The following is a 21,725-nucleotide window of genomic DNA, read 5'->3' as shown; positions in this document are numbered from 1 at the left end:
CCTTAGCCCTTCACGGCCGAGGACAGCATCCGGCCGAAAGCGGCGACGATGCTGCGGTTGAGGTTGAAGCTTCCGTTGATCTCGCCGGCCTTCATCATCTCCTGCTCGAGGCTGACGGAATTGCCGGAATGAGTGATTTCCCAGGCGCCGCTCTTGCGGACCTTGGCGGCCTTCAGATCGAGATCCGGAACTTCCAGATGGTTCGAATTCGTCGAGGCGAGTTCGAGCGACGTCTTGTCGAGCACGTCGTTGAACGGCTGGACATCGACGGCGCGATATTTCGGCGTGTCGGCATTGGCGACGTTCTGCGAGATCGCGGTCTGTCGGAGAGACAGCCAGCTCGCTTGCTGCGACGCCAAGGAAAACAGGTGCACAGGCCCCATGAACAGAGCTCCCTCTGGGCTTTCATGGAGATCGTGACGCTGTAAACTTGCCCGAGGCTGGCGTGCCGTTCGGGGTGTCTTATTTTACTGGAGAGGCTTGATCCTGGCGTCTGCGATGGCCGCGACGAGACGGGCGGTGTTCTCTCCGGGATCGTTCGAAGAGCCGTCGAAGGCGATGTAGTGGATGTCGACGCTCGCATGCAGCGCTCCGAGCGCCAGCGTGAAGAATACGGTCACGCCCTGGTGGCGGAATTCCATGTCGAGGCAAACCGTCGTCGGCCCGCCCCAGGTGATGTCCACCTTGGAGCGCCAGCCGTACCGCAGGGTATCGGGCTTGAAGTAGAGCTCGACCGAGGAGGAGACGATGTCCTCCAGGTTTCCGTGCTTTTCGAGGTGTATGTACACAACGAGATTGACGACGTCGATCAGGCGCAGTTCGGCGGCGACGTCCTTGACACCGTCGGCGAGCGCCTTCTCCCTTGCGAGAGAGCGATGGTCGTTACGTATCTTCGTCATCAGCGATTATTAACAACTACCGGCAACTTTGAATTATGTTCGCGCTGTTGGATGAAGTATATCACTTCAGCAACTGCTTTATAGAAGTCGACAGGGATCATTCTGTCGACGTCTACTTTATCGTACATGGCGCGGGTCAGCAATTTATCCTCGATCACAGGAATGTTATTTTCTTCTGCGATCTCCCTGATCTTCAGCGCGATCAGATCCTGACCTTTGGCGATAACGAGCGGTGCACCGCCTTCTTCGTACACGTAGCGAAGCGCGATGGCGTAATGCGTCGGGTTGGCGAGGACGAGCGTCGCCTTCGGGACGTTGCCCATCATCCGGTTGCGGATGCGGTCGCGGGCGAGTGAGCGCATGCGGGATTTGACCAGCGGATCGCCCTCGGTCTGCTTGTGCTCGTCCTTCACCTCCTGCTTCGTCATTCGCAGGTTGCGACGCCATTGCATGCGCGCCCAGACTAGGTCGGCCGCAACCAGCAGAATCGTCGCGATGCAGACGGCCGAAAGCAGCCGGATCGCGACGAAGACGGTGTTGTCGACAATCGTGCCGGGATCGGAAAACATCGCGTTCACGACCCGGAACTGTTCGGATTTGAGGATGATCCAGACGACGATCGCCAGGCCGAGAAACTTGAACAGGGCCTTGGCGAATTCGATCGCGCCCTGCATGCCGAACGTGCGCTCCCAGCCCTTGCGGATCGATAGCCGGTTGAGTTCCGGCTGGATGCGGTCGAAGACGAGATTCGGAGCGTTCTGAACCATCGAGCCGGCAAGGCCGGCGACGGTGAACACGACGATGATCGGCACGAGGAAGCGACCGATTTCGAGGCCGACCGCGTGAAGCAACTGTACGGCATCCCGTCCCTGGTCAAGTCGCACTCCTCCCGGATTATCGAGGAAGCCCCGAAGCATGAGGACGAGGCGAGCGGTTCCATTTCCGATCACCCAGACCAGCACGATCAGCATCGCTCCCAATGAGAACAGTATCGGAAGCTCGCGCGACGACGGGATATTGCCCTTGTCGATCGCATCCTGCGTTTTCTTCGGCGTGGCTTCTTCTGTTTTGCTCTCCTGGTCCGTGTCGTCGCTCATGTCCGACCTCAGCGAACGTAGGTGTCGTCATCCTGACCGGAATTCAGCTCGATCTCGCCGCGGCCCGCCATGTCGAGAGCAAGGTCGGTGATCATGCGGCGAGCCTCCACGACATCGCGCTGCGAGATCGGCTCGCCCGAATCGAGCTCGTGCTCGACGATGCGGCGCGCGCGGGTCGCGAGCGAGGACAGGATGATGTCGCGGAAGTCCATGTCGGTGCCCTTGAGGGCCAACACCACGCGCTCGGTCGGGATCTGGTCGAAGATCGACTGACGCGCACGCGGCGTGAGGTTGATGATGTCGTCGAAAGTGAAGAGAAGGCCTTTCAGCATCTCCGCCGATTCCGGCTTCACCTTCTGGATGCCCTCGAGCGCGTCTTCCATGTCGTTGCGCTCCATCTTGTTGAGGATGTCGGCCATGCGGGCATGCGTGTCCGCGCCCATATTGCGGGCGAAGTTCAGCATGAAGTCCTCGTGCAGCGTCTTCTCGACGATGCCGGCGGTGTCCTCGACGATGGGCTTCAGATTGAGCATCCGGCGCATCAGCTCGTGCCGCGTCGGCGGCGGCAGATGGCCCATGGTGCGGGCGGCGAAAGCAGGCCGGACCTTCGACAGTATCAGCGCCGCGGTCTGCGGATGTTCCTTCAGCAGGTAGTTCGCGAAGATGTTTTCGGAGACGCCGGAGATGCGATCCCAGATCGATCGGTTCGCATAGCCCAGCACGTCCGACATGATGTCGGAGACCTCGTCGGCCGGCAGGATGCCGGTCAGAAGCTTCTCGACGTCGCTCGCGCTGCCGAGCAGGTTGCCACCCGAGAACTTTGAGGCGAACTCCTCGACCAGCTGCTCGATCTGCTTCGCGGTGATCGAGCCGAGATCGGCAATCGAACGCGTGACCTGCTTGATCTCGGTCGTATCGAAATGCGCCAGCAGACGACCGGACAGCGGCTGACCCATCGCCAGAAGCAATGCCGCCGCCTTCTCGGGTCCCTGCAGCGTGCGTTCCGCCACCTGATTCTTTGCCGCCGCCGTGGCTGCCATGGCTAACTACCCCGGACCCGTTCAGGCGTTGGCGGTCGAGCCGCCGCCGATGATCTCGGTCAGCGAAATGCCGAAGCGCGAAGTGTCGTCCTCGACGACCACGACCTCGCCGCGTGCGACGGTGCGGCCGTTGACGACGACGTCGACCGGCTCACCCACACGGTGATCGAGCGGGATCGCCGCACCGCGGCGGAGCTTCATCAGATTCGCGACCGGCATGACCGCCGAGCCGAGCACGACCTGGATCGTCACCGGGATGCGCATGACCGCATCGAGATTGCCGATCGAGCCGAGGCTCTCCTCCAGAGTCGGACCCGGGTTCGCCTCCGGAGCGGCGGTCGAGGCGGTCGCGGACGCGCTCACCTTCGCGGTCGCCTCGACGGCAACAGCCTCGAGCACGTCGGTCGGGGTGTCCGATTCCACTTCAGCCATGATCTCGTCGATCGAGCGCTGGGCCTTCGAGCTTCTCGCCATGGTCCCTGTTCCTTTTCAGTCGGGTGCGCGCATTAAGGGCTGCGACCCTTGCGTGTGTCTGGATTGGTTGAGCTCAGCCCCGCGCGATGGCGCGAAGCTCGGTTTTCTTGGCGGCGCCTGCCTCGGCATTGGCGCGCTCGAGTTCGTCGAGCACGGACCGGGCGGCGTCGATCTGGGCGACCAGGCGCTGCAGCGTGGTCAGACCCTGCATGTTGATGTCGCGGATCGCGCTGCCGACCGTGATCAGGGCCGCGCCGGTCTCATCGAGAGCATGGGCGTAGCCGGCCTGGTCGGCCTTCAGCTGCTTGAGTTCGCGGCGCATGATGATCAGACCCGCGATGGTCGCGACGAGCGCGACCAGAAGGGCGCCTTCAACGAGATAGGATGTCATCGATAAACTCCTGGTCCTCATCGATGTAATCGTCGACCTTGACGGTGTAGGAGCCGTCGCTCTGTCCGAGCTGGCACCAGAACAGCGGCTGGCCGCGGCATTCGAGCTTCACGCGGCTGCGCGGCGTGGCCTGCAGTTCCAGCACCTGGCCGACTTTGAATTCGGTCACGTCGCGGAGATCGATCAGACGCTCTTCGAGGATCGCGCGGACCTGCATCTCGGTACGCTGGATCTCGCTCTGGATCTGGCGTGCCCAGCGCGGATCGCGTGGCGAGGCATCGCCCGACATTGCGTGCGAGAGCGTCTCGCGAACCGGGCTGAGCGCCGATTGCGGGATGATGATGAACATCTCGCCGCCGCGGTTCAGTGCCTGCAGCAGGAACTTGGCGACGACCGAAAGGTTGTTGCGGCGGCCGATGATCGCGAAGTCCATGCGCGTCTCGATGCGCTCAAACTTGAACGCGCTTTCGGACTGCGAGCCGAACGACACCTGCAGAACCTTGGCGATGCGTTCGAAGATCGCCTGAGCGATGTTGATTTCGATGTTCGAGAACGGCCGTTCCTCGTCGATCGGCGGCTCGGCGCCGTCGGCACCGAACAGGACCTCGACCATGCTGAAGATGAAGTCGCGGTCGAAGCCGACGAGGATACGCGAATCCCATTCCGGCGCGTGGAACACCGCCGCGATCGCGTTCGCCTCATAGTCTTCCAGGACGTCGCCGATACGGGCGCTTTCGATGTTCGAGAGCGAGAAGTAGGCGGGCGAAGCGGACATCTGGCGCAGGCTGTCGGCGCAATGCGTGGCCATACGGTCGAAAGCCACGTGCAGCATCGGCAGGCGGTCGACGGAAATGCCGCCGGCGTCGAGAAGCTTGTCGGAGATCGTCCGGCTGTCGGTATGCGTCGCGACCATCACGCGGCACCCCGCACGCGTTCAGCTGCCGGCTTGGCCGACGAGGAGGACGTGGCCATCGAGATGACCTCGTTCTCGACCTCGTCGATCGTCGGACGCTCGGACGATGGAATGGTCTTGCGGCCGTATTCCAGCGCGATCTGCGGAACGGCGCCGTTCATGAACGCAAGCAGCGACTGCTTGATGATGACGTAGGGGGCGAGCTGGCGCTCGCGGACTGATTTGATCTTCTGAGCCATCGGATTGACGATGCCGTAGGAGATGAAGATGCCGGCGAAGGTACCGACGAGAGCGGCGCCGATCAGGCCGCCGAGAATCTGCGGCGACTGGTCGATCGCTCCCATCGCCTTGATGACGCCGAGGACCGCCGCGACGATGCCGAGCGCCGGGAACGCCTCGGCGATCGAGTAGAGCGCGAGGTAGGGCTTGAGCCGCTCGCGGGCGATGGTCTGGATTTCCTCGTCCATCAGCGCCTCGACCTCATGGGTGCGGGCGTTGCCGACGATGATCAGGCGGAAATAGTCGCAGATGAACGCGCGCATTTCCGGGTTGTTGGCGACCTTCGGCACGCGCTGGAAGATCTCGGAGGATTCCGGATCCTCGATATGCTTCTCGACGTCGTTGCGGCCCTTGCTGCGCAGTTCGCGCATCAGCGCGTAGAGCACTTCGAGCACGCTCAGATAGTCGGCGCGCTTGGGGATCGCGCCGGTGATGGCCTCGACCAGCGCCTTGCCGGTATCCTTCACCGTCTTCAGCGAATTGCCGACGAGATAGATGCCGATCGCGGCACCACAGATGATGACGAGTTCCCAGGGCTGCCAGAGAACGCTGATATGTCCGCCGAGCGCGGCGTAACCGCCGAGCATCGAGCCGAACGTAATCACAAAACCGATCAAACTGCCCAAGGTCCCGGCTCCCTTTTGCCCCGATGGAACGAGAGCAGGCTAGAAACCGAGGCTTGCGTGAGGCTTGGCCGGTTCGAAACAGCCCCGTGCAAGGTTCAGGGATCACTCTTCCCGCGTGAAGCAGGAGAGCAAGAAATGCTGTCGACGCCAGTCAGCTTTCAGATGATCACGCGGGACATGAACGCCACGCTGAACAGGACGGCCAACCAGCCCGACGTGAAGCGCGCGACCGAATATTACCGCGAGAACATCACCAAGGTGTCGAGCCTCGACGAGTTCTTCGCCGATCCCCAGCTCTACAATTACGCAATGAAGGCCTATGGCCTCGACGACATGATCTACGCCAAGGCGTTCATGCGGAAGGTTCTGGAGAGCGATCTCGCCGACCCGAACAGCTTCGCGAACAAGTTGGTCGACACCCGCTACCAGGAGTTCGCCAAGGCGTACGGGTTCGCGAAACCCGTTCCCCAGAGCGATGCGTCGTTCATCGATATCGAGACCAGATATGCCGAAGTATCGAAGGAAGAATTCGACTTCGGCGACGCCCTGATCCGGCTCGAAACAGCAGCCTACGAGCAGGGTATGGACCGGGTGACTTCGGTCGACGACTTCCTGAAGAACGACCATCTCGTCGATTACGCGCTGACCGCGTTCAAGCTGGATGCCCCGGGCCGCACCATCGTGGCCGAAAAGAACTTCCTTCGGCAGATCCTGACCAGCGATCCAAGTGACGAGGACAGCTTCGCCGCCCGTCAGACCAACCCGAATTGGGCCGAATTCGCAAAGGCGTTCAACTTCGGCGCCGAGGGCAACGTCACCGTCCAGCAGTCGGCGACCGTCGACAAGACGGTGCAGAACTATCTGCGCCAGACCGTCGAGGTGAACGCCGGCCGGGACAATGAAGGCGTCCGACTCGCGCTCTATTTCGAACGCAAGGCGCCGACGATCGTGAGCGCCTATTCGATCCTCGCCGACAAAGCGTTGATGCAGGTTGTCCAAACCACGCTCGGCCTATCCGAACAGGCCGGCTCGGCCGACATCGACGTGCAGGCGAATTACATCGCCAGCAGGATCGACATCGAAAATCTCGCCGAGCCAGATGAACTCAAGAAGTTCCTCACTCGCTTCACCGCGATGTGGGAAGTCGCCCATCCATCCGCTCCGCAATCCGTTCCAAATCTTTTGTCCGGCCAGCCAGGCCAGCTCATGAGCGTCGACACGCTGATGAGCCTTCAGGGCCTCAGGCTCGGAGGAAACTGATCCATGCAAAGCGCACTTTACGTCTCGCTCTCCGCGCAGGTCGCGCTCGAGAACCGGCTGACCACTCTGGCCGGCAACGTCGCCAATGCCGGCACCGCCGGCTATCGCGCCGACGAGATCAAATTCGACACCTTCCTGTCGCGCGCGGCCAACGATCCGGTGAACTTCGCGTCGACCGGCAAGACCTACATCTCCCGCGACAAGGGCGCCCTGAAGCAGACCGGCAACGACCTTGACGTCGCGGTCGACGGCGAGGGCTGGCTCGCGGTGCAGACCCCGGCGGGCCTCGCCTATACCCGCGACGGCCGCATGCAGGTTTCGGCCGACGGCGTGCTGCAGAGCGTGACCGGCAATGCGATCCTGGATCCCGGAGGCGCCGCGATCATCGTCGATCCCGACGCGGGTCGCATCTCGATCGCCCGCGACGGCATGATCAGCCAGGGCGGCAATGTGGTCGGAGCGATCGGCCTCTTCCATATCGGCGACAACGCCAATCTTGCCCGCCGCGACAATTCCGGCGTCGTGCCCGATCGTCCGGCCACGGCGGTGATCGACTTCGTCGGCGAAGGCATCAAGCAAGGCTATGTCGAGGAATCGAACGTCAATCCGATCATGGAGATGACGCGACTGATCGAGGTGACGCGCTCGTTCGAGCAGGTCACGCAGTCGATCGAGAATTCGGAGAAGTCGCTTCAGGACGCGATCCAGAAGCTCGGCCAGGTCTCGTAACCCGACCCTTCGATGAACAACCTCCACAAGCTCGCGAACACCGTCGGCCTCGCCGCGCAGGAAGTTCCACGCGTTCGTTTCGGCGGCACCGTTTCGCAGGTCTCGCCCGAGGCCTATCGCATCACCGGCCTATCACAGCACGTGAAGCTCGGTGATCGCATCGAACTCGATGCCGCGCACGGCTCGCAGACCGGCGAGGTGCTCCGCATCGACGGCATGGGCGTCACGGTGAAGCCGTTCGGCACCCGCATCGAAGCGGGCCTCGGCGCCTTCGCCTATCGCGCCGGCGCGGTCGCGCTCTGTCCGCATCCGAGCTGGAAGGGCCGTGTCATCGACTCGATGGCGAAACCCATCGACGGCCTCGGCGATCTCGTTCCGGGCGACATCCCGGTGCCGATCGACGGCCGCCCGCCGAACCCGCTGAAGCGCGCCCGCGTGAAGCAGCCGCTCAAGACCGGCGTCCGATCGTTCGACCTCTTCACCCCGATTTGCGCCGGCCAGCGCATCGGCATCTTCGCGGGCTCGGGCGTCGGCAAGTCGACGACGCTTTCGATGATCGCCCGCTCGCAGGATTTCGACACCGTCGTCATCGCTCTTGTCGGCGAGCGCGGCCGCGAGGTCCGCGAATTTCTCGACGACGCGCTCGGCGACAACCGTGCCCGCTCCGTCACCGTGGTCTCCACCGGCGACGAAAGCCCGATGATGCGCCGCATGGCGCCGAAGACCGCAATGGCGATCGCCGAATATTTCCGCGACCGCGGCGAGTCGGTCCTGCTGATCGTCGATTCCGTCACCCGCTTCGCCCATGCCGCGCGCGACGTCGCGCTGGCGGCCGGCGAACCGGCCGTCGCGCGTGGCTATGCGCCGAGCGTCTTCACCAGCCTGCCCGAACTTCTCGAACGCGCCGGCCCCGGCGAGGAAGAAGGCGGCGGCACGATCACCGGCATCTTCGCCGTCCTCGTCGACGGCGACGACCACAACGACCCCGTCGCCGATAATATCCGCGGCACGCTCGACGGCCATATCGTGCTCGACCGCACGATCGCCGATCAGGGCCGCTATCCGGCGGTGAACGTCCTGTCCTCGATCTCGCGTCTCGCCCAGCACGTCTGGAGCGACGAGGAACGCGCTTTGATCCTGCGTCTCCGCAACCTGATCTCGCGCTTCGAGGACACGCGCGACCTGCGCCTGATGGGCGGCTACCAGCCCGGCCATGACGGAGAGCTCGACCAGGCCGTCACCATCGTGCCGAAGATCTACGACGCGCTCCGCCAGAGCCCGTCGGATCCGACGAGCCGCGACGCCTTCCGCGAACTCGCGGAAATGCTGCAGGGACCACCGCAGGCAGCCTGATCGGGGCAACAAAAAAGGCCGCGCTATGCGCGGCCTTCTTGCCAATTCGGCGACGCTCTTACTGGCGCAGCGCCTCACGTGAGAAATAGTTGATCTGCTCGACCAGGACGTCCTGCACGATATCCGCGTTCAGCCGCACATTGACCTTCTCGCGAACCGACTTCGTCAGCTCCTTGAGGTCGTAGCGCTCGATGTGGTCGAGATCGATGTTGTCGTCGCCATAAAGCGCCCGGAACGTCTCGTCGGTGACGAGGAGGCCCGGCGGCACTATCGCCTCCTTCAGGCGCGCGCTGTCGGCGGTGTAGACGAGCTGCACGACGGTATAGCCGTTCAGCTTGCCTTCGCGGATCATCGGCACGTTGATCGGCTGCGTCTTCTCGTACTGGAGACCCTCCCATTCGGAAGTCTCCATCATCTCCTTGCCGCCACCAATCAGCCAATAGGCCGTCAGATAACCGGACAGGAGCGTCACGGCGCAGACCCAGATTCCGGTGATGACGATCCGGCTCATTGCGACGCACCATGATGCCCGGCCGGCGCCGAATAGGTGCCGTCGGACTCAGCCGCGCGGATCGCCTCGGTCAGAATGGAAGAGATCTCGCGCGTCGCATCGAGATGCGTCTTCAGCATGGTGCGGTTGCGCTCCAGCCGGTCGCGCAAATCCTCGAGGCGGTTGCGGACCTCTTCGCCGATATTCGTCGGATCGATCGAGCGCACGGCGCGGGTCAGTTCGAGCAGGCCGTGGCTCTTGCGATAGTTGAAATCATCGAACGACGCCGTCTTGCCGGTGCGAAGCGCGTCGGTCTCCTGATCGACGACCTCTTCCAGCCGGCCGATCGCCTTGAACAGCGCAAGCACCTCGATCGGGGTCGCCTCTTCCGTACCCTCCCAGTCGACATCGGGAGCAGTCAGCACCGGCATCGCATCCGAGCCGGAGGCCGCATCATTGGAAACTGCCAAGGTGAGGCGCGGTTCGTTCATGTCATGTTACTCCGAAGCTCGAACGGGAAATCAGAAACGGGAAATGTTGGCGTGCATCGCGGCCAGCTGTGCCGGCTGGGAAACGGGCGGCTGGCGATCCGGCATCTGCGCGTCCTTGTTCAGCAGCCGATCGGCGATGCCGATGCCGCCGGAGCGCGCCATCTGCTTGCCGAGCTGCTCGGCCAGCATGGATTTCCAGATGTCGCCGGCGGTGCCCTCGCCGTAAACCTGCTCGGCGTTCTGCGGCAGCATCGAGCCGATGAAGCTCTGCAGAACCATCGCCTCGAAATCCTGCATCGCCTTGGTACGGCGATCGGCGCCGGACGGACCGGCGTCGGCGACGCGCGTGGTCGTGGCGGTGTCGTTGCGCATCTTCAGCCGGGCGCGGTTGACGTCGAACGGCATGGACGGCTCGTAGCTGTAGGGAACCTGCTTGGCCGAGGCGAGGTGCGTCTTCGCCTGATCGAGAGCCTTCTCGATCTTCGGCTTCGCTCCTTCGACCTTTTCCATCACATCGGCGAACTGCGTGTTCGCGGTCTCGCCGAGCTTCTGCAGCTTGGCGGTCGCGACCCTCAGCTTTTCGGGGTTCGCGGCTTGCGAGACCTCGAGGATGATGTCCGACGGGGGTTTGATCGCCATCAGCGAACTCCGGGAACCTGATATCCGGAGAGCGTAGAGGCTCTAGCTTACGGCAGGCTGGTGTCGGGCTTCCGGGCGAGGAATTGTTCGATCAACCCTTCGAGCTCGCGCTTGCCCTGGACCGCGTCGACTTCTCTCGAGACCTTGTCGATCATGGTCTCCGCGAATTTCGCGTGACGCGCCTGCACCAGTACGCGCTGGGTCTGGAACGCCTTGATCGGCTGCAATGCCTGTTGTCGTTCATTGACGCGTTTGAGCCGCCCGGCCATGTCATCAACGAACAGGCCGTGCAGCGCGTCGTCGTCGTTCAGCGCGGTGATGAGCACCTGGCGCTTGTTGTTGAGCTCGGCTTCCTCGGCGTGCAGGTGCGCCAGCCTGATCTCCTCGATGCGTTTCAGCTGATGACGGAGGTCAGCGATCCGGCGGATCGAGCGGAGGCGTTTCGCGTCGGCCGTCATTCGTTGGCCAGCCAGTCCGCGAAACCCATCACGAAGAGCTGCTGGAATTCGCCCGCCGTGAAGTAGAACAGCAGCAGCCCGCCCATCAGCACGAACGGCATCGAGACGAAATAGACCGGGATGGTCGGCGTCATCTTGTTCAGGAGGCCGAGCGCGAAATTGACGATCAGGCCATATATGATGAACGGGCTCGCGAGGCGGAGCGCCAGCATGAAAGCGGTGCCGAGCGTGTCGGTGATCTGGATCAGGCCCGATTGCGGATCGAAGCCGCCATTGATCGGCAGCGCCGAATAGGAATTCATCGTCGCCCGCAGCACCATCAGATGCTGGTCGGTCATGAAGAACAGCAATGTGGCTGTCATCATGACGAGCGTCGTCATCGTCGGCACGCCTTCAAAATCCTCGATCGGCGTGCCCGGCATGGAATAGCCGATCGTCGTGGCCATTGCATGAGCGAGCGTCTGCAGAGCGAGGAAGAAGATGCGGCCGAGAAAGCCGATCATCACGCCGATCAGGGTCTCGGTGCCGATGACCTGGACGAGCGTCAGCGGCTCGTCGTTCGGGATCGAGGCCTTCACCGAATCCACCATCAGCGGCGCCACGGCGAGGGTGATCGCGACCGCCAGGAAAAGCCGGATCTGCATCGGAACACGCGGGCTTGAAACACCCGCCATCAGCATCAGGCAGCCGCCGATGCGGCAGAAGATGACGAAGACGGCCAGGATCGTGTCCGAGCCGATCCCGATCATGAAATCGTACCCAACGCCTCGACCTCGACGCCGCGCGCGATCTCGACGTGCGAGAGCACCGGCATTGCCGGGAACAGACGTTCGATGATCAGGCGCACATACGGGCGAGCTTCCGGCGCCGTGACCACTGTAAACGTGTGGCCCTGGGCGATCCGCGCACGCACCGCTTCCGTCGCCTCGTTGCCGAACTGCTCGATCAGGCGCGGATCGATGTCGAACTCGACGACTTCGCCCTTGTTGTCGCGCTTCAGGCCCTGGTGGAAGGCGAGGTCCCAGCGATTGCCGAGACGCAGCACCTTCAGCACGCCGCCCTCGGCGAGGTCGCCGCAGATCTGCTGGGCGATGCGCATGCGCACGTGCTCGACGATCTGCTCGGAGCGGCGGACATGCGGGGCGATCTCGGCGACCGCTTCGAGGATGAGATGCAGGTTGCGGATCGAGACGCGCTCGGCGAGCAGGAGCTTCAACACCGCCTGGAGGCCGGAATAAGAAATCTGCGACGGGCAGATATCCTCGACCAAGCGCTTGTATTCGGGGTCGAGCCGGTCGATCAGCGTACGCATGTCCTTATAGGACAGGAGCTGCGGGAGGTTGTTGCGGATCACCTCGCTGAGGTGGGTCAGCATCACCGACATGTTGTCGATGGGCGTGAAGCCGTCGCGGGTGATCTCGTTCACATAGTTCTGCGAGATCCACATCGCCTTCATCCCGAAGGCGGGCTCGCGTGTATCGTCGCCGGGCACGTCGGGGGCGCCGGCATCGCCGGTGATGACCATGACCTCGCCGATGCGCAATTCCTGCGCCGCGATGACGGTGCCGTGGATCTTGATGCGGTATTCCTTTTGGGGCACCGCGACGCTGTCGGCCAGTTTGATATCCGGCACGACGAAGCCGTATTGCTGCGCGAACTTGCGACGCATCTTGCTGACGCGGTGCGCCAGTTCGCCATGCGCGTTCATCATCTGCGTCGAGAGCTGTTTGCCGAGGCAGAGTTCGATCTCGTTGGTCTTCAGCGATTCCTTGACCGAGTCCTTGGTGTCGACCTTGGTCGCGAGTTCCTTCTCGATCTTCTCGGCTTCCGCGAACGCCAGCCGCTCTGCCCGCTTGCGCGGGATCGAATGCGCGATGAAGCCCATCAGACCGGCTGGAATGGCGAACGGCAGGAACGGCAGGCCCGGCACGAGCGACAGCGCCAGCAGCAGGAACGCCGCGACGGACAGTGCCTTCGGATAACCGCCGAGCTGACCCATGACGGCCTGCTCGGCCGAGCCGCGCGTGCCGCCCTTCGACACGAGGAGACCCGCGGCGAGCGAAACGACGAGCGCCGGGATCTGGGTGACGAGACCGTCGCCGACGGCGAGCTTCACGAACACGTCGGCCGCGTCGCCGAGTTCCATGCCATGGCGCGTCGCGCCGATGACGATGCCGCCGAAGATGTTGACGGCGGTGATGATCAGACCAGCGATCGCGTCGCCGCGGACGAATTTCGATGCGCCGTCCATCGAACCGAAGAACGCGCTCTCCTCCTCCAGCTCGCGGCGCCGTTCCTGGGCCTGCTTGTCGCTGATCAGGCCGGCGGACAGATCGGCGTCGATCGCCATCTGCTTGCCGGGGATCGCGTCGAGGGTGAAGCGCGCCCCGACTTCGGCGATACGCGTCGCGCCCTTGGTGATGACGACGAAATTGACGGTGATGAGGATGCCGAAGATGACGAGACCGATGACGAAGTCGCCGCTCATCACGAATTTCGCGAAGCCCTGGATGATGTGACCTGCCGCGCCATCGCCGGCATGGCCGCCGGCCAGGATCTGGCGCGTCGTCGCGACGTTCAGCGCCAGTCGCAAGAGCGTCGCGATCAGCAGGATCGTCGGGAATGACGAGAATTCGAGCGGCCGCTGAATCCATAGCGCGACCATCAGGATCAGCACAGAAAGCGCGATCGAAATCGCCAGTCCCGCATCGATCATGATCGGGGGGATCGGCAGGAACAGGATCGTCAGGATGATGACGATGCCGACGGCAAAGCCGATATCGCGTGCGCCGCCTCCGGTCGCGGGGCTTTGCGTCGCGCTAATCGTTGCGTCGGCCATGATCGCGTTCTCTGTCCCTTAGAAGCCGGTTTCGATCCGGCCGTAGACCATCTGGGTGAATGTCAGCATCTGCGCGCCGATGAACGGCCCGGTGGCGATGATGACGAGCAGGATCGCGACGATCTTCGGGATGAAGGTCAGCGTCATTTCCTGCACCTGGGTCAGCGCCTGGAGCAGCGCGATGCTGATGCCGACGAACATCGCGACCAGGACCGCGGGGCCCGAGCCGACGATGACCGTCCAGATCGCATCGCGGACGATGTCGAGTGCATCAACCTCGTTCATCAGGTGATGACGACGCCGGGTCCGAGGATGATCGACTTGCCGTTGTCGAGCTCGGCCACCGCACCGTTGTTGACGATGCGAACCGCCTTCACCTCGCCGGTGATCGTGCCGTCTTCCGACGTCAGCGTGCGGCCGATGATGCCGTCGGCCTGCGATAGCGCGATCGATGACAGCATGCTGTCGAGCTTCGCGTTCGTCTGCATCGCCTGCTCGACCTGCGAGAACGTGGCGAACTGGGCGACATATTGCGACGCGTCGGTCGGCGCGGTCGGATCCTGGTTCTTCATCTCCGCCATCAGGAGCTTGAGGAACGAGTCGTAGTCCATAGACGCACCGGTTTCGGTCGAAGTGGACTGGCTTTGCGTTTGCGCCGTTGAGGCGCTGTTGGTCGAGACCTGCATGATCGTCGTCTCCTAGTCAGGCGGCCGCCGTCGGCGCCGCTGCGTGGGTTTCTGCGCGGGGAAAGCTGCGCTCGCCTGCGAGCACCCGTTCTTCGACGGGAAACATCGCGCGGATCGTCTTCAGCGCGTCGAACAGGCGGTCGTTGCCGATCTGCGTTTCGACGGTGCCGAGACCCGCGATGATGTCCTCGTTGTCCAGGGTGCGGTTGAGCGAGGCGAGCAGTCCCTCGACGATCCGGCCCGCATTCTCCGAGTTCGGCTTGTCGATCAGCATCAGCTGGATCGCGAAGTAGAGCTGGCGAAGCGGCGTCGTCGTTTCCTCGGGCTGCATCACATGCGCCTCGAGCAGGAAACTGACGTCGTTCAGGAGTTCGATCGACACCTTGCGGTCGACGCGGAGGACCGCGCCGTTGACGTAGAGGCGTTCGCCGGCGCGCAGGCCGAGATGCATGGAGCGGTTCATGCCAGACCTGCCCGGATGATTCCGTTGATCTCGATGAGCCCGTCGAAGTTCTCCGATTCGTGGCGGCGGATCTGTTCGGCTTCCTTGATGATCCAGAGGCCGATCGAGATCAGGTCGGCGCGGAGCGCTTCCGGAAGGTCGTTCTCAGGCTGCGCCAGGTCCTCGATCAGGTAGCTCCACAACCGGCGCAGATAGAGAACGGCGTCGATCGCCTCGCGCGACTTGGAACCCTTGGTCTTGGCCAGTTCGAGAAGCTCGACGGCACGGTCCATGGCCATCGCCTCGTGCTGGCGGGAGAGGCTTACTGCGTCTCCGACGATGTCGGCATACGAAAACTGATGCATGAAACACCACTCGGTTAAGGTCGGGACGAGCCGGTCATCCGGCTCGCGGGTTCGCGTCAGAGGTAATTCAGAAGGCTCAGCTGCTGCGCACGCGCGGTCAGCGCGTAGGCCATGTCGAGCTGCGTCTCGAGTGCGGTCACCCGAGTCTGCGCCTCGTAGGGGTCGACCAGTTCGAGATCGTTGATGTGCGTGTTCAGGATCTTCATCTGAACATCCATCCGGTCATTGGCGTTCTTGACCCGCTCCTGCGCAGTGCCGAGACGGGCCATGACGACCGTCGTGCTGGAGATCGCCTCGCCGACGATTTCCGCCGCCTTGTCGATGACAGTCTGATAGGCGCCCTCGGACAGGTTCGACGAGGCGAATTCGGTCACCATCGTGTAGGCCATGGCAATCTTGCGAAACGCCGCCTCGTTGGCATTGGCCGAGGTGTCGACCAGTTCTGAGGTCGAGATACGGCTGCGGACGTTCTGGTCTGATGCCGAGGACCAGCCAGTGGTCGGGTCGGTCCAGGCGGCCGGATCGAACATCGCCGCGAAGGCGCCGTTGAGGAACGCATCCATTGCCGCCGGGGTGATGTTGATCACCGCCGGATCGTTCTGCGCCATGCCGAACGCGGTGAGGAAGGCGTCGTCGACCGCGGCCTTCGGGCCGGTGCCCGGAACGACCGGCGTCGCGTAGTAATCGGTCACAGGGCGAACGTCGGTGTCGATGCCGGCGAAGAGATATTCGCCGTCGATCGATGTGTTCAGCGAGGCGATCAGCGCCTGGAGATTGTTCTTGGCGTCGTCCTGGATAACGTCCGCGCCGGTGTCGCCGGTGCGAACGCCGATCAGCGAGGCGGAGAAGTCCTGCGCCATTTTCAGCATGCCTTCGAGCGCCGCCTGGCTGCCGTCGAGGCGAGACATCACGAGGCCGTTCGTATCCTTGATGCTATCGAGCCGCGCGAAGTCCTGGCGGAGCGAGACCGTGCGACCCGTCTTGTTGCCGAGTTCGAGGCCGACATCGGCCCAGCGGCCGGAGCCGAGCTCCTTGCTGTTCTTCGCAAGCTCGGCCTGCATCTTCATGATCGAGAGCCTTGTCGCGCTCGAAACGGCCTGGGTGGAGATGAATGTGGTCTTCATGGCTGTCACCTGGTTCAGGCTGCGTCGAGAAGGGCTTGCAGCATCTCGTCCACCGCGGCGATCAATTTGGCCGAGGCGGCGTAGGTCCGTTCGATTTGAAGCTGCTGCGCGAGCTCGTCGTCGAGGTTGACGCCCGTCGCGTTCGACAGCGCCTCGGAGGCGCGTTCGAGCTTGGTCGTCTGGAACGTGGATTCGTTGTCGACCTGCTGGCGGTTGAATTCGAGCCAGCTGACCGAGGATGCCGCGTAGTCCGCGAGCGTATTCGACGGATCGGCGCCGGAGGCCGGATCGAAGCCGCGCGACTGACCGAGTTCGCCAACGATGTCGTTGAGGCGGTCGGCGAAGCCGGCGACGGCTTCGGTATTGTAATTGTAGGTGATGCCGTCGCGGATCGCGTCGAGGTCGCCGCCCTGCTCCGGATCGATCGCCGGATTGACGAAGATCGTGCCTGCAAGGCCGGGTTCGATGACGCCGGTCGTGAGCGTGCCGCCGGTCGGCCAGTCGAATATGCCAGGCACATCCGGGCCCACGCCAAGTGGATCGCTTTCCGCGAACACCTCAATCAAGCCGCGCGCGACCTCGTCGAGTTGGCTCTGATAGGTGACTGTCGTCTCGTCGCGAAGCGTCGCAAGGCCGTAAAGTCGGCCGGTCTGGCTCGCCATGGTCGATGAACCGCCGACGACCGGAACGCCGTCGACATAAACCGCATTGCCGACCGTCGTCGCACCATAGACGTTGGTCGGCTGGAAGCTGACCTCGCGCGGCGACTTCTCGAACAGGGTGACGCCACCATCGGTATAGAGCGCGATGTCGTTGTTCTCGCGTACCACGACCGAAATCCCGATCTCTTCCGAGAGCTGCGCCAGGATATGGTCGCGGGTGTCGAGATTGTCGGTGACGTCGGCGCCCAACACCGTACCTTTGACGACGGCGGTGTTGGCGGCCTCGAACTGGGCGAGCAGACCGTTGATCCGGTCCACGGAAGCCGCCATGTCCGCATCGGCGAGCGCTCGCGTCGCCTGAACGGTCGTGGTGGCATCGTTCAGCGCGACGGCCATCTCGCGAGCCGCCCCGAGCACCGCCTGCGCCAGGATCGAATTGTCCGGAGCGGCGGCATACTGCTGCAGCTTGTTGGTCAGGCTGCCAAGCTTCGCCGCGACGCTCTGGTCGAGTTCGGGATCGCCGACCGTTTCGGAAAGCTTGGTCAACCCGTCTAGGAGAGCCTGCTGCCCGGCGGCGGCAGACGTCGATTTCAGCATGGTCTTGTACAGGGCCGCATCGGTCGCGCGCTGGATCGAGACGACCTGTACGGTGCCGCCCTCGCCGGTGATGACCACCGCCGATTTGCGCGAATAATAACTCTCGCTCCCGTTCGCGATGTTGCGCGAGGAGGTCGCCGTCTGCACGCCCGTCGCCTGGAGCGAGGATTTTGCGACGTTGAGTGCGAGAGAGAGAGACATGACCTGTTACCCGGTTTTGGAAGGCCCGATCAGCGCTTCAGGTTGACGAGAACGTCGAGAAGATCGGAGCCGGTCTGGAAGACCTTGGAGTTGGCGGTGTAGCCGCGCTGCGCCTCGATCATCGCGGTCAGCTCGGCCGCCATGTCGACGTTCGACTGTTCGAGCGCGCCCGACTTGATGACGCCGAAGCCGGCCGAGTTCGGGAAGCCGATGGACGGATCGCCCGATTCCAGCGAGATCGCATAGGCGTTGCCGGCGACCGGGGTGAGGTTGTCCGGGCTCGGCACGTCGGCCATCGCGAGCTGGTAGGTCGCGAGACGCGTGCCGTCCTCGAACACAGCGAAGACCACGCCGTCATTGCTGATCTCGATGGCCTCGACCGACTGCGGCTTGTTGCCGTTGACGTCCGGATCCGGAACGAAGTCAGCGCTGGCGAGCTGGGTCATCTCGGTGAAGTCCATGGTCATCACCTGACCGTTCGGAACGGTAAGGCTGACCGGCACCGGGAGAATGCCGGTGAACTGTCCGTCCGTGCCCGAGAAGGTGATCGCACCCTCGTACAGGGCGGCGGAACCGGCCGCGCCGTAGGGGAAGCCGCCGGCGGTCGCCGTCGCGCGGTCGTAGACCGAGACTTCCCAGGTGTTCGCCGCCGTCTTCGTGAAGTAGACGTCGAGCAGCACCTCGTTGCCGAGATTGTCGTAGACGCTCAACGAGGTCTTGTTGGTGTACTGCGAGGCGGCGGTGTTTTCGCCCGCCGTGTCCGCCGTTGCCGGATCGACGATCGCGGCGTTCGAATTCAGGTTGGCGGCGCCGAGCGCGCCTTCCGTCGTCGGCGTCGCGGTCATGCCCGCGGCGTAGATGTTCACCGGAACGAGACCGGCGAGGCTGTTGGCCACCGGGGTCGGCGGGCCGTTCGCCAGGTCGTAGCCCATCAGCTGATAGCCGCCGGCATTGAGCAGCGAGCCATCCGGCTGCGGGCGGAACGAACCGGCGCGGGTCAGATAAGGCGTGCCGGCCGCGTTCTGGACGATGAAGAAGCCCGAGCCGCCGATCGCAAGGTCGTAGCCGTTGCTCGTCGGCATGATCTGGCCGGATTCGCTGATCGCGTAGCGGGTCTGGGTCGACACGCCGCTCGGCATGTAATTGCCGACCTTGCTGTTGCCGATCACCAGGGTCGAGAACTCGGTCGACGCCCTTTTATAGCCGGGGGTGTTGGTGTTCGCGATGTTGTCGGCCGTCGTCGCGAGCTTGTTGCCCTGCGCATTCATGCCCGAAACACCCGTCCGCAGTACGCCGTAAAGACTCATTGCCGCTTCTCCTGAAGCCACCTGTGTTGGCTACAAGAAACCCGGCCACCCTTGCGTGAAGCTGATCAGCGGGAACCGTATCCCGGTCCGTGAGTGCGCAGCGCGTCACGAGAACCGGGATCCAGCGTTCATTGGCGGCGACGCCGCACTGTCTCTCCAAAGAGCGCCTGCGGCGCGCTCATGCGCTGGGCCCCGGATCGGCGCGCGATATGCACATTTGTCCGGGGAACAGTAAAAGTTCAGGCGCAGCAGGACTGCGCCTTCGGCGCCTCTTCGTATTCATCGTGCCTGCGCATCCAGTCCATGACCTCTTCCTCGTTCCGGCCCTTCGGAGCGCGATCGAGCACCATGTACGTACCGATCAATTCCTCCGGCCCGCGCGCATAGCTGGAATAGGTGTGGAACACTTGTCCTTTCTCGTCGCGGTAGAAGGAACTCAGGCCCGGCAGCTCCGGAGCGGCGTCCTTCACCGGGATCCTCGTGAAATTGTATGAGACCTGATCGCCTTTCATCTCGTCGTCGCTGAACGAGACGTGGAAATCGTGGTTGAAGTCGGAGCCGACCGACGACACCCACGGGAAGTGCCAGTCCATACGCTTCTTGTAGGCTTCGATTTTCGGCAACGGCGCGCGCGAGACCGCGACCAAAGTCACGTCGTGATGGTTCAGATGCGGCAACGTGCCGTCGAGATGGTCGGCCAGGAACGAGCAGCCGGGGCAGCCCGCCTCCCAATCCGGTCCGTACATGAAGTGGTAGACGACGAGCTGGCTACGCCCGTCGAACAGCTCGGCCAGGCTTTTCCGGCCGGCCGGCGTTTCGAACGAATAGTTCTTGTCGACCTTGACCCATGGCAACGCCAGCCGCTCGGCATTGATCGCATCACGCAGATGCGTCGCTTCCTTCTCGCGGGCGAGGAGCGCCCTACGTGCCGTGAGCCAGTCTTCGCGGGAAACGATCTGATGGTTCATCACGGTCCTCCCTGTCGAATTGTCTTCCTCAGCGCTTTGTCGAAACGAGCGCGAACATCGCGCCCTGGGGATCGCGACCCTGGATGATCCAGGCGCCGCCGGGCACTTCGTGCGGACCCATCAGGACCTCACCGCCGCCCGCCTTGACCCGGTCGATCGCGGCGTCGATCGCATCGACATTGAAGTAGAAAAGCCAGCCCGGCATCGGGATTTCCGGCATCTTGGTCATCATGCCGCCCACGGCCCGGGCGTCGTCGCCGGTTTTGCCGTCGGTCGCAAACAGCTGGTAGGTGCCCATCGGGCCCATATCCATCGCCGTGCTTTTCGTCCAGCCGAACATCTTCTGGAAAAAGCCGAACGACTTCTCCCAATCGGTGGAATGCAGCTCGTTCCAGCCGGTATGGCCGATCGCCATCTGGCCGTTCGGGTCCGGATCCTTGTCAGGCATGCCATCGATCTTGAGCAGGCAGATCGTGCCGCCGCCGGGATCGCCGGCGATCGCGAACCGGCCGACACCAGGAATGTCGGTCGGCTCGTAATAGATCATGCCACCGAGGTCCTTCACCTTCGCGGCGGTCGCATCGACATCATCGACCTTTACCGAGCCGAGCCAGCCGGGCTTGGCCTCGCCACCGCCGCAGGTGTCGGACTGGGCCATCATCCCGCCCACGTCCTGACCGTTTGTCGAGATGAGCGTATAGGGAACGTCTGGCATGCCCATTCCGGGCGGCGGACTCTTGAACGTCCAGCCGACGACATCGCCATAAAACTTCTGCGCTGCCGCGGTATCGGTCGTCATCAGCTCGTGCCAGATGAAGGTGCCGTCTTTGATCGCCATCACGCCCTCTCCTGTGATTAAGGCGCCGCTTCGATGCGGTGCTGCTTGACTAAATAGGTTGATACCAACATATTTATGGTATGTCAAAACACACCCGTCCGGCCGAGGCATCCGGACACGCGGGCACGGTTCCGTTCGAAACAACGCTCCTCGTAAGAGATTGTTGCCTGTGCCTGCACGTCCAGCGGGCGGCGCGGGCGCTGGGCAGGCGGTTCGACGTCGCGCTCAAGCCGGTCGGACTCACCAACGGCCAGTTCTCGCTGCTGATGTCCTTGAACCGCCCTCATCCGCCCTCCATGGCGCCGGTCGCGGAGTTGCTCGCAATGGACCGCACCACGCTGACGGCGGCGCTCAAGCCGCTGGAGCGCCGAGGGCTTCTTACGATTTCGGTCGATCCCAAGGACAAGCGCGGCCGGCTTCTCAGGCTGACCGAGGCCGGCCAAGCGCTGCTCGCGCGCGCGGTGCCGATCTGGCAAGCGACCCATGCGGCCGTTGAATCGGAGCTTCCGGGTGGTGACCCTGAATTGCTTCGCGATGATCTCCGCGCGCTGTCCTAG

Annotated in this window: 27 protein-coding genes; 4 read left to right on the top strand and 23 right to left on the bottom strand. The window is 63.2% G+C overall.

The annotated features are described in order from the left end of the window. Positions 1–2: 2 nt before the first annotated feature. From flgB to motA, 8 genes are all read right to left on the bottom strand, one after another. Complete coding sequence (flgB, locus tag ACFPFW_RS17210; protein WP_114956232.1) at positions 3–383, bottom strand: flagellar basal body rod protein FlgB; 381 nt, start codon at positions 381–383, stop codon at positions 3–5. A gap of 84 nt (positions 384–467) precedes the next feature. Then, positions 468–899 (bottom strand): hypothetical protein, encoded by a 432-nt coding sequence (locus ACFPFW_RS17205; protein ID WP_114956233.1) that lies wholly within the window; start codon positions 897–899, stop codon positions 468–470. Continuing rightward, the gene (flhB, locus tag ACFPFW_RS17200) at positions 899–1,996 is read right to left on the bottom strand and encodes a flagellar biosynthesis protein FlhB (protein WP_114956234.1); all 1,098 of its coding nucleotides are present in this window, start codon (positions 1,994–1,996) and stop codon (positions 899–901) included. Before flhB ends, ACFPFW_RS17205 begins: the two co-directional genes overlap by 1 nt. Before the next feature lie 8 nt (positions 1,997–2,004). Continuing rightward, positions 2,005–3,036 (bottom strand): flagellar motor switch protein FliG, encoded by a 1,032-nt coding sequence (locus ACFPFW_RS17195; protein ID WP_114956235.1) that lies wholly within the window; start codon positions 3,034–3,036, stop codon positions 2,005–2,007. 21 nt (positions 3,037–3,057) lie between these two features. After that, complete coding sequence (fliN, locus tag ACFPFW_RS17190) at positions 3,058–3,510, bottom strand: flagellar motor switch protein FliN (protein WP_379771683.1); 453 nt, start codon at positions 3,508–3,510, stop codon at positions 3,058–3,060. A 73-nt stretch (positions 3,511–3,583) separates the two neighbouring features. Beyond that, positions 3,584–3,901 (bottom strand): hypothetical protein, encoded by a 318-nt coding sequence (locus ACFPFW_RS17185; RefSeq protein ID WP_114956236.1) that lies wholly within the window; start codon positions 3,899–3,901, stop codon positions 3,584–3,586. Beyond that, positions 3,882–4,814 carry a flagellar motor switch protein FliM gene (locus ACFPFW_RS17180; RefSeq protein ID WP_114956237.1) on the bottom strand — a complete coding sequence of 311 codons (933 nt, stop codon included), beginning with the start codon at positions 4,812–4,814 and terminating at the stop codon, positions 3,882–3,884. Before ACFPFW_RS17180 ends, ACFPFW_RS17185 begins: the two co-directional genes overlap by 20 nt. Then, a complete protein-coding gene (gene motA, locus ACFPFW_RS17175) occupies positions 4,814–5,719 on the bottom strand; it encodes a flagellar motor stator protein MotA (RefSeq protein WP_114956238.1) in 906 nt (301 codons plus the stop codon). Before motA ends, ACFPFW_RS17180 begins: the two co-directional genes overlap by 1 nt. Before the next feature lie 135 nt (positions 5,720–5,854). Here motA and ACFPFW_RS17170 point away from each other — a divergent pair, with 135 nt between their 5' ends. Genes ACFPFW_RS17170 through fliI form a run of 3 tightly spaced genes read left to right on the top strand, consistent with a single transcriptional unit; the run spans position 5,855 to position 9,061 of the window. Further along, on the top strand, positions 5,855–6,979 hold the full coding sequence (locus tag ACFPFW_RS17170) for a DUF1217 domain-containing protein (protein ID WP_162799616.1): 1,125 nt from the start codon (positions 5,855–5,857) through the stop codon (positions 6,977–6,979). Positions 6,980–6,982: 3 nt separating this feature from the next. Next, positions 6,983–7,708 (top strand): flagellar basal-body rod protein FlgF, encoded by a 726-nt coding sequence (flgF, locus tag ACFPFW_RS17165; protein ID WP_114956239.1) that lies wholly within the window; start codon positions 6,983–6,985, stop codon positions 7,706–7,708. A 12-nt stretch (positions 7,709–7,720) separates the two neighbouring features. Next, complete coding sequence (fliI, locus tag ACFPFW_RS17160) at positions 7,721–9,061, top strand: flagellar protein export ATPase FliI (protein WP_114956240.1); 1,341 nt, start codon at positions 7,721–7,723, stop codon at positions 9,059–9,061. A gap of 58 nt (positions 9,062–9,119) precedes the next feature. On the opposite strand, the gene ACFPFW_RS17155 is transcribed toward fliI, so the two are convergent. The 15 genes from ACFPFW_RS17155 to ACFPFW_RS17085 all read right to left on the bottom strand — a co-directional run bounded on the left by ACFPFW_RS17155 (position 9,120) and on the right by ACFPFW_RS17085 (position 21,168). Beyond that, positions 9,120–9,572 (bottom strand): hypothetical protein, encoded by a 453-nt coding sequence (locus tag ACFPFW_RS17155; RefSeq protein ID WP_114956241.1) that lies wholly within the window; start codon positions 9,570–9,572, stop codon positions 9,120–9,122. Beyond that, a complete protein-coding gene (locus ACFPFW_RS17150; RefSeq protein WP_114956242.1) occupies positions 9,569–10,042 on the bottom strand; it encodes a magnesium transporter CorA family protein in 474 nt (157 codons plus the stop codon). The genes ACFPFW_RS17155 and ACFPFW_RS17150 overlap by 4 nt, the downstream gene beginning before the upstream one ends. A 30-nt stretch (positions 10,043–10,072) precedes the next feature. Beyond that, the gene (locus tag ACFPFW_RS17145) at positions 10,073–10,681 is read right to left on the bottom strand and encodes a rod-binding protein (RefSeq protein WP_114956243.1); all 609 of its coding nucleotides are present in this window, start codon (positions 10,679–10,681) and stop codon (positions 10,073–10,075) included. A gap of 47 nt (positions 10,682–10,728) precedes the next feature. Beyond that, entirely contained in the window at positions 10,729–11,139 is a 411-nt protein-coding gene (locus ACFPFW_RS17140) for a hypothetical protein (RefSeq protein WP_114956244.1), read from the bottom strand. Then, positions 11,136–11,888 carry a flagellar biosynthesis protein FliR gene (gene fliR / locus ACFPFW_RS17135; RefSeq protein WP_114956245.1) on the bottom strand — a complete coding sequence of 251 codons (753 nt, stop codon included), beginning with the start codon at positions 11,886–11,888 and terminating at the stop codon, positions 11,136–11,138. The genes ACFPFW_RS17140 and fliR overlap by 4 nt, the downstream gene beginning before the upstream one ends. Further along, a complete protein-coding gene (flhA, locus tag ACFPFW_RS17130) occupies positions 11,885–13,978 on the bottom strand; it encodes a flagellar biosynthesis protein FlhA (RefSeq protein WP_114956246.1) in 2,094 nt (697 codons plus the stop codon). Before flhA ends, fliR begins: the two co-directional genes overlap by 4 nt. A gap of 18 nt (positions 13,979–13,996) precedes the next feature. Further along, positions 13,997–14,263, bottom strand: coding sequence for a flagellar biosynthesis protein FliQ (fliQ, locus tag ACFPFW_RS17125; protein ID WP_114956247.1), 267 nt, complete (start codon positions 14,261–14,263; stop codon positions 13,997–13,999). Then, entirely contained in the window at positions 14,263–14,664 is a 402-nt protein-coding gene (flgD, locus tag ACFPFW_RS17120; RefSeq protein ID WP_114956248.1) for a flagellar hook assembly protein FlgD, read from the bottom strand. The genes fliQ and flgD overlap by 1 nt, the downstream gene beginning before the upstream one ends. Positions 14,665–14,680: 16 nt before the next feature. Then, positions 14,681–15,127, bottom strand: coding sequence for a flagellar biosynthesis repressor FlbT (gene flbT, locus ACFPFW_RS17115; RefSeq protein WP_379771677.1), 447 nt, complete (start codon positions 15,125–15,127; stop codon positions 14,681–14,683). Next, positions 15,124–15,471 carry a flagellar biosynthesis regulator FlaF gene (gene flaF, locus ACFPFW_RS17110; RefSeq protein ID WP_114956249.1) on the bottom strand — a complete coding sequence of 116 codons (348 nt, stop codon included), beginning with the start codon at positions 15,469–15,471 and terminating at the stop codon, positions 15,124–15,126. Before flaF ends, flbT begins: the two co-directional genes overlap by 4 nt. Before the next feature lie 56 nt (positions 15,472–15,527). Beyond that, positions 15,528–16,595 carry a flagellar hook-associated family protein gene (locus tag ACFPFW_RS17105; RefSeq protein ID WP_114956250.1) on the bottom strand — a complete coding sequence of 356 codons (1,068 nt, stop codon included), beginning with the start codon at positions 16,593–16,595 and terminating at the stop codon, positions 15,528–15,530. A gap of 14 nt (positions 16,596–16,609) precedes the next feature. Continuing rightward, positions 16,610–18,055 (bottom strand): flagellar hook-associated protein FlgK, encoded by a 1,446-nt coding sequence (flgK, locus tag ACFPFW_RS17100; RefSeq protein WP_114956251.1) that lies wholly within the window; start codon positions 18,053–18,055, stop codon positions 16,610–16,612. A gap of 29 nt (positions 18,056–18,084) precedes the next feature. Then, positions 18,085–19,362, bottom strand: a complete 1,278-nt coding sequence (locus ACFPFW_RS17095) for a flagellar hook protein FlgE (protein WP_114956252.1) — start codon at positions 19,360–19,362, stop codon at positions 18,085–18,087. A gap of 239 nt (positions 19,363–19,601) precedes the next feature. Next, on the bottom strand, positions 19,602–20,330 hold the full coding sequence (locus tag ACFPFW_RS17090) for a DUF899 domain-containing protein (RefSeq protein WP_114956253.1): 729 nt from the start codon (positions 20,328–20,330) through the stop codon (positions 19,602–19,604). Between the two features lie 28 nt (positions 20,331–20,358). Next, a complete protein-coding gene (locus ACFPFW_RS17085) occupies positions 20,359–21,168 on the bottom strand; it encodes a VOC family protein (RefSeq protein ID WP_114956254.1) in 810 nt (269 codons plus the stop codon). A gap of 80 nt (positions 21,169–21,248) precedes the next feature. Between ACFPFW_RS17085 and ACFPFW_RS17080 the strand changes: the two genes are divergently transcribed. Beyond that, the gene (locus ACFPFW_RS17080; protein ID WP_114956255.1) at positions 21,249–21,725 is read left to right on the top strand and encodes a MarR family winged helix-turn-helix transcriptional regulator; all 477 of its coding nucleotides are present in this window, start codon (positions 21,249–21,251) and stop codon (positions 21,723–21,725) included.

It is taken from the genome of Flaviflagellibacter deserti, assembly GCF_042652085.1.
Classification (GTDB): Bacteria; Pseudomonadota; Alphaproteobacteria; order Rhizobiales; family Methylopilaceae; genus Flaviflagellibacter; species Flaviflagellibacter deserti.
This window is presented reverse-complemented; position numbering and strand designations above follow the sequence as displayed.